The 7,332-nt window shown below is 65.8% G+C and carries 7 protein-coding genes; 6 read left to right on the top strand and 1 reads right to left on the bottom strand.

Translation table 11 applies throughout. The annotated features are described in order from the left end of the window. Together M2432_RS07685 and M2432_RS07680 are read left to right on the top strand one after the other, a co-directional pair. Positions 1-402: integrase core domain-containing protein (locus M2432_RS07685; protein WP_280826152.1), on the top strand; the 402-nt coding region annotated here is incomplete at its 5' end. A gap of 55 nt (positions 403-457) precedes the next feature. Next, positions 458-670, top strand: coding sequence for a hypothetical protein (locus M2432_RS07680; RefSeq protein WP_280826151.1), 213 nt, complete (start codon positions 458-460; stop codon positions 668-670). On the opposite strand, the gene M2432_RS07675 is transcribed toward M2432_RS07680, so the two are convergent. After that, positions 648-1,658, bottom strand: a complete 1,011-nt coding sequence (locus M2432_RS07675) for a VWA domain-containing protein (RefSeq protein ID WP_280826150.1) — start codon at positions 1,656-1,658, stop codon at positions 648-650. The two genes, M2432_RS07680 and M2432_RS07675, sit on opposite strands and share 23 nt — an antisense overlap. Positions 1,659-1,832: 174 nt before the next feature. Here M2432_RS07675 and M2432_RS07670 point away from each other — a divergent pair, with 174 nt between their 5' ends. The 4 genes from M2432_RS07670 to M2432_RS07655 are packed head-to-tail and all read left to right on the top strand — an operon-like array spanning position 1,833 to position 7,307. After that, entirely contained in the window at positions 1,833-4,694 is a 2,862-nt protein-coding gene (locus tag M2432_RS07670; protein ID WP_280826196.1) for a Na+/H+ antiporter subunit A, read from the top strand. Next, positions 4,691-5,188, top strand: a complete 498-nt coding sequence (locus M2432_RS07665) for a Na(+)/H(+) antiporter subunit C (protein WP_280826149.1) — start codon at positions 4,691-4,693, stop codon at positions 5,186-5,188. The genes M2432_RS07670 and M2432_RS07665 overlap by 4 nt, the downstream gene beginning before the upstream one ends. After that, positions 5,185-6,777, top strand: a complete 1,593-nt coding sequence (locus M2432_RS07660) for a Na+/H+ antiporter subunit D (protein ID WP_280826148.1) — start codon at positions 5,185-5,187, stop codon at positions 6,775-6,777. The genes M2432_RS07665 and M2432_RS07660 overlap by 4 nt, the downstream gene beginning before the upstream one ends. After that, positions 6,774-7,307 carry a Na+/H+ antiporter subunit E gene (locus M2432_RS07655; protein WP_280826147.1) on the top strand — a complete coding sequence of 178 codons (534 nt, stop codon included), beginning with the start codon at positions 6,774-6,776 and terminating at the stop codon, positions 7,305-7,307. Before M2432_RS07660 ends, M2432_RS07655 begins: the two co-directional genes overlap by 4 nt. The last annotated feature ends 25 nt before the right edge of the window (positions 7,308-7,332 follow it).

Here is a 7,332-nt window from a genome sequence, read left to right as displayed (position 1 = left end):
CATTCCCGGCTGGCCTACACCGAGATCCTGCCCGACGAGAAGGGCGCCACCTGCGGCGCCTTCCTGGCCCGCGCAGCGCAGTACTTCACCAACCATGGCATCACCATCGAACGCGTCATCACCGACAACCACTTCAGCTACCGACGTTCCAACGACGTCGCAGCCATCATCACCGCCATCGGTGCCAAACACATTTTCATCAAGCCGCACTGTCCATGGCAGAACGGCAAGGTGGAACGCTTCAATCGCACCCTGCAAACCGAGTGGGCCTACCGCCAGATGTTCACCACCAACGACGCACGCAGCGCCGCCCTTGCTCCCTGGCTCGAGTACTACAACAATCAACGCCGCCACTCAGCCATCGGAGACCAACCTCCGATCAGCCGACTGTCACCAACCTGACCGCCGAGTACAGCTAGCTCTGAGAGGCCGGCATTGGTTCGCCGCCTACCGGTTGGTGTTCATCCTCGATGAGGTGCGTGACGGTGACGTCACGCTCGGCACCCGGGTGCACGCCCAGACCTGGGCCGTCTTCCCCGGAGTCAAGGGGCGCATCTACCGCACCCTGGTCATCGGGAGCCGCGGGCACCGCGTCGCGGTCTGGTCCATGCTCAATCGCATTGCCGCCCAAGCCCGTCAGAGACCAATCAGGTCGGTAGCCGCCGGTTGATGGCCAGACCCGAAATCACGGCCATGCTCAGCGCCAGCACACCCATGCGCAACCATGCGGTGCCGCCGGGGCCGCGGATGATCTCGTAGCCGATCTGCTGCTGGATGGCGTCGTAGCTCTTGGTCAGCTGGTCCAGGTCCGTTGCGGAGTACATCTGCCCGCCGGAGAGCTCGGCGACCCGCTTCAACGTTTTCTCATCCACCGGTACCTTCACCGGCTGATTGTCGACCTTCACCGTCCCGTTCTTGGTGCCGAACGAGATGGTCGAAATCGGTGTTCCCGCTTCCCTGGCACTGCGTGCCGCGGTGTAGGCGCCGTGCGGGCTGTCCGGATTGCTCGGGCGGTTCTCGGCGCCGTCGGACAACAGCACGATGCGCGACGCCGGCTTTTCGGTGTTGCCGCTGCCCAGCATCTCGTTGAGAGTGCTGATGGCGCGCAGGGCTGCGAAGATGCCGTCGCCGGTCGCGGTGCCGTCATCGACCGTCAGGTGGTCCAGCGCGGTAATCGTCGTCTGATGGTCCGGGGTCGGCGAGACCAACAGATTGGTGTTCCCGGAAAACGCCACCAGGCCCAGGTTCACCCCGGGCGTCAGCTTGTTGGCGAAGTCCTTAGCCGCCTTCTGCGCAGCGGCCAGCCGCGTCGGCGGGATGTCATCGGCCTCCATAGACCGCGACACGTCGATGACGAGCATGATCACCGCACGGTTGCGCGGGGTCTTGATCTCGTGGGTAGGGGCCGCCAGGGCCACGGTGAGCAGCAACAGCGCCAACACCGAGAACACGACCGGCAGATGCCGCCAGCGCGAGGGCTGCGACGGAACCACATCGGCCCGCGGCTGGTCACCGGCGTACCTGCGCAAGCGGTCACTGCGCCGTCGCTGCGCGACGAGGTACAGGGCAATCAGTGCCACTGGCAGCAAAGCAGTCAGCAGCATCCACGGATGTGCGAACCCCGACAACGACACCGATCCGATTCCCGGCAGACTCATCGGCGCCACGTCGCGTTCGTCACCATAAGTCAAAAGTGTAGAAGTCCCGGCGGCATTACTCCGGCGGCGGGCCTGTGGCCTGCGCGAACCGTTACCGTCCGGTTCGTGACGCGGCCCGTAAGCTGGCTCAGGACCATCCCTGACACCGGAACTCGACACCGAACCAGAGAGGCCATGCTCACCGTTCTCTACGCGCATGCGGTTGCCACCGCGGTCGCACCTTTACTGGTACAACGCTGGGGACGACGGGCGTTCTATCCCCTGGCCCTGGTGCCGGCCGGATCGCTGGTCTGGCTGGTCCAGAACTGGCCGGGAGCCGGCGAGCGGACCATGAATGTGCACTGGCTGCCGCAGCTGTCCATGGACATCACGCTTCGGCTGGACGCGCTGTCGGCGCTCATGGGCGCGCTGGTGCTGGGTGTCGGTGCGCTGGTGCTGCTCTACTGCGCCAGTTATTTCGAACACCACGACCCGAGCCCAATTGCTCCTCACGTGCGCAGTCACACCGAGAAGCGGCTGCCCAGCTTCGCCGCCGAACTGGTGGCGTTCTCCGGCGCCATGTTCGGGTTGGTGTGCAGCGACAACACTCTGCTGCTGTACCTGTTCTGGGAGCTGACCACCGTCCTGTCGTTCCTGTTGGTAGGTCACTACGCCGAGCGCGCCGCCAGCCGCCGCGCAGCCACCCAGGCGCTGCTGGTCACCACCGCGGGCGGGCTGGCCATGCTGGTCGGGATCATCATGCTGGGCACGTTGACGGGCACCTACCGGCTCTCCGAACTCGTCGCAGCCCCACCGTCGGGGACCGTGAGCGCAGTCGCCGCGGGGCTGGTCCTGGTCGGCGCGCTGTCGAAATCAGCCATCGTGCCGCTGCATTTCTGGCTGCCCGGCGCCATGGCCGCGCCCACACCGGTCAGCGCCTACCTGCACGCCGCGGCCATGGTCAAAGCCGGCGTGTATCTGATCGCCCGGATGACACCCGGGTTCGCCGATCACCCACCGTGGCGCCCGACGGTGGTGATTCTGGGCCTGGCCACCCTGCTTCTGGCGGGCTGGCGGGCGGTGCGCGAATACGACCTCAAGCTGATCCTGGCGTTCGGCACGGTCAGCCAGCTGGGGTTGATCACCGTGCTGGTCGGTGCCGGTGGCGGTGACCTGATGCTGGCCGGGTTGGCCATGCTGTGCGCGCACGCCATGTTCAAGGCGGCCTTGTTCATGGTGGTCGGGGTCATCGACCACACCACCGGCACCCGCGATATCCGCAAGCTGGCATGGTTGGGTCAGCGCAGCCCGGTGCTGCTTGCCATCGCGGTGGCGGCCACCGCCAGCATGGCTGCACTGCCGCCGTTCCTCGGGTTCGTCGCCAAGGAGGCTGATTTCGAAACCCTGTGGCACAGCCAGACTTTGGGTTCTGCCGGACCCTACGTGTTAGGTGCGGTGGCGTTCGGCTCGGTGTTCACCACCATCTACAGCCTGCGGTTCCTGCACGGCGCGTTCGCCCGCAAAGGCCGCGCAGAACCCAGTACCCGGGTCACCGAGATGCACCGCCCCAGCGTCGGGTTCCTGCTGTCCCCGGGCATCCTGGCCGTGACCGGACTGGGTTTCGGCGTGGTACCGACACCGCTGGACCATGCCATTGCCAACTACACCGCGACCATGCCCGGCTCGACGGGTTATCACCTGGCGCTGTGGCACGGCGTCAACCTGCCACTGGTGTTGTCGGCAGTGGTGCTGGCCACCGGCGCAACAGCTTTCGGCGCCAGGCACCAGTTGCAGCACTTCCGCGTGCCGTATCTACCGCTCGGCAACGCCGACCGCATCTATGACGCGGTGATCCGCGGCGCGGACCGCTTCGCCATCAGGCTGACGGCGTTTACCCAGCGCGGTTCGATCCCGGCTACCCAGTCGATGATCCTGTCCACCCTGATTCTGCTGCCGACCGCCGCCCTGGCCCTGGGCACCCGGGACCGGCCCGAATTGCGTTGGTTGCACTCACCGTTGGAAGTCGTCGTCGGCCTGATCATCCTGACCGCGGCAGTGAGTTCGACAGTGCTGCGCAACCGACTGGCCGCGGTCCTGGTCGTCGGCGTGACCGGATACGGCTGCGGTGCATTCTTCGTCTTCCACGGCGCACCAGACCTGGCGCTCACCCAATTCCTGGTCGAGACACTGACTTTGGTGATCTTCCTGCTGGTGCTGCGGACGCTGCCCGCCGAGGCGGGCCACGCAGACATGAAGCGCAACCGCCTCCCCCGGGCGGCATTGGCAATCGCGGTGGGAGTGGCGGTCACCGCGCTGGCGATCTATGCAATGGCCGCGCGCAACACCCGACCGTTGGCCGAACTGCTGCCCGACGCGGCCTACTACAACGGCCACGGAGCCAACACCGTCAACGTGCTACTGGTCGACATCCGGGCCTGGGACACCCTCGGTGAAATCTCCGTGCTGCTGGTCGCAGCCACCGGCGTGGCCTCAATGGTGTTCCGGCACAGGCGGTTCGGATCGGCGCCGCGTGTTCCCAAGGACCTGCGACCAACCCCGGATGTGACCTGGCTGCGCGGCAGCGAACTTCGCGATCCCCGTAATCGGTCACTGGTGCTGGAGGTCGCCACCCGGATGATCTTCCCGCTCATCATGGTGCTGTCGGTGTACTTCTTCTTCGCCGGACACAACACCCCCGGCGGCGGCTTCGCCGGTGGCCTGACGGCCGGGTTGGCCCTGGTGCTGCGCTACCTGGCCGGTGGCCGATACGAGTTGGGCGAGACGCTTCCGCTGGATGCCGGAAAGATTCTGGGTGCCGGACTGACCCTGTCGGCCGGCACCGCCGTCGGCTCGCTGCTGCTGGGTGCGCCGGTACTGTCCAGCGCGGTGGTGAAATTCACGCTGCCGGTACTGGGTTCGGTGAAGGTGGTGACGGCGCTGTTCTTCGACCTGGGCGTGTACCTCATCGTGGTGGGCCTGGTGCTCGACGTACTTCGCAGCCTCGGCGCCAAAGTTGACGAAGAACTGTCCACCAAATCCGAGGCGGCGCCGCGATGACCACCTATCTCGTGCCGCTGATGCTGATCGGCGGGCTCACCAGCACCGGGGTGTACCTGCTGCTGGAACGCAATCTGACCCGAATGTTGTTGGGCCTGCTGTTGATCGGCAACGGCGTGAACCTGCTGATCCTGGTCATCAGTGGCAGTGCGGGTAATCCACCGGTGCACGGTCGCACCAGCCACGGCCAGGAAGGTGTCGCGGATCCGCTGGCGCAGGCCATGGTGCTGACCTCAATCGTGATCACCATGGGCATCGCAGCCTTCGTGCTGGCCCTGATCTATCGCGCCTACCGGTTGACCACCGCAGAGGACGTCGGTAACGACCCCGAGGACACCCGCCTGGTGCAGTTGTCGTCGACTGACACCCCCGCAGTCGACGAGGACAGGCCCACACCGAAGCCCGGTGGTTCTGCACCCGATGCACCGGCCGAACTCGATGCCTTGCCCGACGATGATTCCTCCCGTCGCTCCGCTCGCCCGGAGCCGGCGTGACAGCCGCCGCGGCGCTCACGCCGCTGCCCGCGCTGATCCCGATACTCGCCGCTGCCGCAACGCTGTTCGCCGGACGGAGACCCCGACTGCAGCGCGCCATCACGCTGCTCGCGTTGATCGCCGTGGTCGGTGTGTGCGCAGCGCTGGTCTACCTCGCCGACCATGACGGCACCATCGCGGTACATGTCGGCGGTTGGGGCCAGACCGAATCCGGGATGGGCCCACTCGGAATAACCCTTGTGGTGGACCGGCTTTCGGCACTGATGCTCGTGGTGTCGGCGATAGTGCTGCTTGCGGTGGTCTGGTACGCCATCGGCCAGGGCGTTCGCGACGGCGGTGACGACCAACCGGTGTCGATATTCCTGCCAACGTATCTGGTGTTGTCGGCGGGTGTGTGCATCGCGTTCCTCGCCGGCGACCTGTTCAACCTGTTCGTCGGGTTCGAGGTACTGCTGGCCGCCAGCTTCGTGCTGCTCACCATCGGCGCCAGCGAGGAAAGGGTAAGGGCCGGAATCGGCTACGTCATGGTGTCCATGGTGTCGTCGGTGATCTTCCTTATCGGGATCGCGCTGACCTACGCCGCCACCGGCACCCTGAACCTTGCCGAATTGGCGGTACGCCTTGACGGCATCACCCCTGGCACCCGGGCCGCGCTGTTCTCGGTGCTGGTGGTGGCGTTCGGCATCAAAGCCGCGGTGTTCCCGCTGTCAGCGTGGCTGCCCGACTCTTACCCCACTGCGCCGGCACCGGTGACCGCTGTGTTCGCCGGCCTGCTCACCAAAGTCGGTGTGTACGCGATCATCCGCGCCCACACCCTGTTGTTCCCCGGCGGCGCGCTGGACGATGTGCTGCTGGTTGCGGCGCTGCTGACCATGCTGGTCGGCATTCTCGGCGCGATGGCGCAGAACGAGATCAAGCGATTGTTGTCCTTCACGTTGGTCAGTCACATCGGCTACCTGGTGTTCGGTATCGCGGTGTCCAGCCGACTCGGCATGGCAGGTGCCATCTTCTACGTCGCCCACCACATCGTGGTCCAGACGACGTTGTTCCTGGTGGTCGGCTTGATCGAGCGCCAGGCCGGGTCATCGTCGCTGCAGCGGCTGGGCGGGCTCGCCGCTGCCAGCCCGCTCCTGGCCTTCCTGTTCATCATCCCGGCGCTGAATCTCGGTGGCATTCCGCCGTTCTCGGGGTTCATCGGCAAGGTTGCACTGTTGCAGGCCGGTGCCGCCGAAGGCTCGTTCTTGGCCTGGATGCTGGTCGCCGGCAGCGTCGTCACCAGTCTGCTGACGCTGTATGTGATGGCCCGGGTGTGGACGTTGGCTTTCTGGCGGGCTCGCGCCGACGCGCCAGAGGGCATGCTGGCCGAGGCCGCACCGGCCGTGCTGTTGGAACCGGCACGTGACGTTGCGGTCGATGAGCGGGTGGACGTCGGCCGCATGCCGGTCAGCATGCTCGCCCCCACCGGCCTGCTCATCGCAGTCGGCCTGGCGCTGACGGTGCTCGCCGGGCCCATCTTCGGGTTCGCCGAGCACGCCGCCGACCAAATCCTCGATCGCAGCCAATACATTTCGGCGGTGCTGACGCCATGAGACAACATCTGGCTCGGGTCGGGCTGATCTGCTGGTTGGCAGTGGTGTGGGTCCTGCTGTGGGGCGACGCCTCAGCTGCCAACATCCTCGACGGCCTGGCCCTGGCTTTGCTCATCACGGTGCTGCTCCCGCTGCCCGCGGTTCCGGTGCAGGGCCTGGTGCACCCGCTGTCGGTGCTGCGACTGGTGGTGCAGGTCGGCTATTACCTGGTGCAGTCATCGATCCAAGTGGCTTGGCTGGCAATCAAACCCGGCCCGCCGCCACTTACTGCAGTGCTGCGGGCCCAGCTGACGCTGAAGTCCGATCTGGTGCTCGCGATGGCGGTCAACGTCATCAATCTGATCCCCGGATCCATAGTGCTGGAGATCGATCAGGCTCGCCGCCTGATCTATGTGCACGTGCTCGACGTCGGGACTGACCGTGCTCTGCAGCGCTTCTATCACCAGGTCGAGGAGGTGGAGCGGTTGATGATCGCCTCGTTCGAACGGGAATCGCATTGGGCGCCTGCTGAATATCAGGAGGGCGCGTGATTGGCCAACGAGTGGCGAAGGCGGA

It is taken from the genome of Mycobacterium sp. OTB74 (assembly GCF_029892685.1).
GTDB lineage: Bacteria > Actinomycetota > Actinomycetes > Mycobacteriales > Mycobacteriaceae > Mycobacterium.
This window is presented reverse-complemented; position numbering and strand designations above follow the sequence as displayed.

What these genes read in the sequence shown, in the direction of transcription:
- M2432_RS07675 (WP_280826150.1), bottom strand. Translation starts at nt 1,658, where the DNA reads ATGAGTCTGCCGGGAATCGGATCGGTGTCGTTGTCGGGGTTCGCACAT.
- M2432_RS07670 (WP_280826196.1), top strand. Translation starts at nt 1,833, where the DNA reads ATGCTCACCGTTCTCTACGCGCATGCGGTTGCCACCGCGGTCGCACCT.
- M2432_RS07665 (WP_280826149.1), top strand. Translation starts at nt 4,691, where the DNA reads ATGACCACCTATCTCGTGCCGCTGATGCTGATCGGCGGGCTCACCAGC.
- M2432_RS07655 (WP_280826147.1), top strand. Translation starts at nt 6,774, where the DNA reads ATGAGACAACATCTGGCTCGGGTCGGGCTGATCTGCTGGTTGGCAGTG.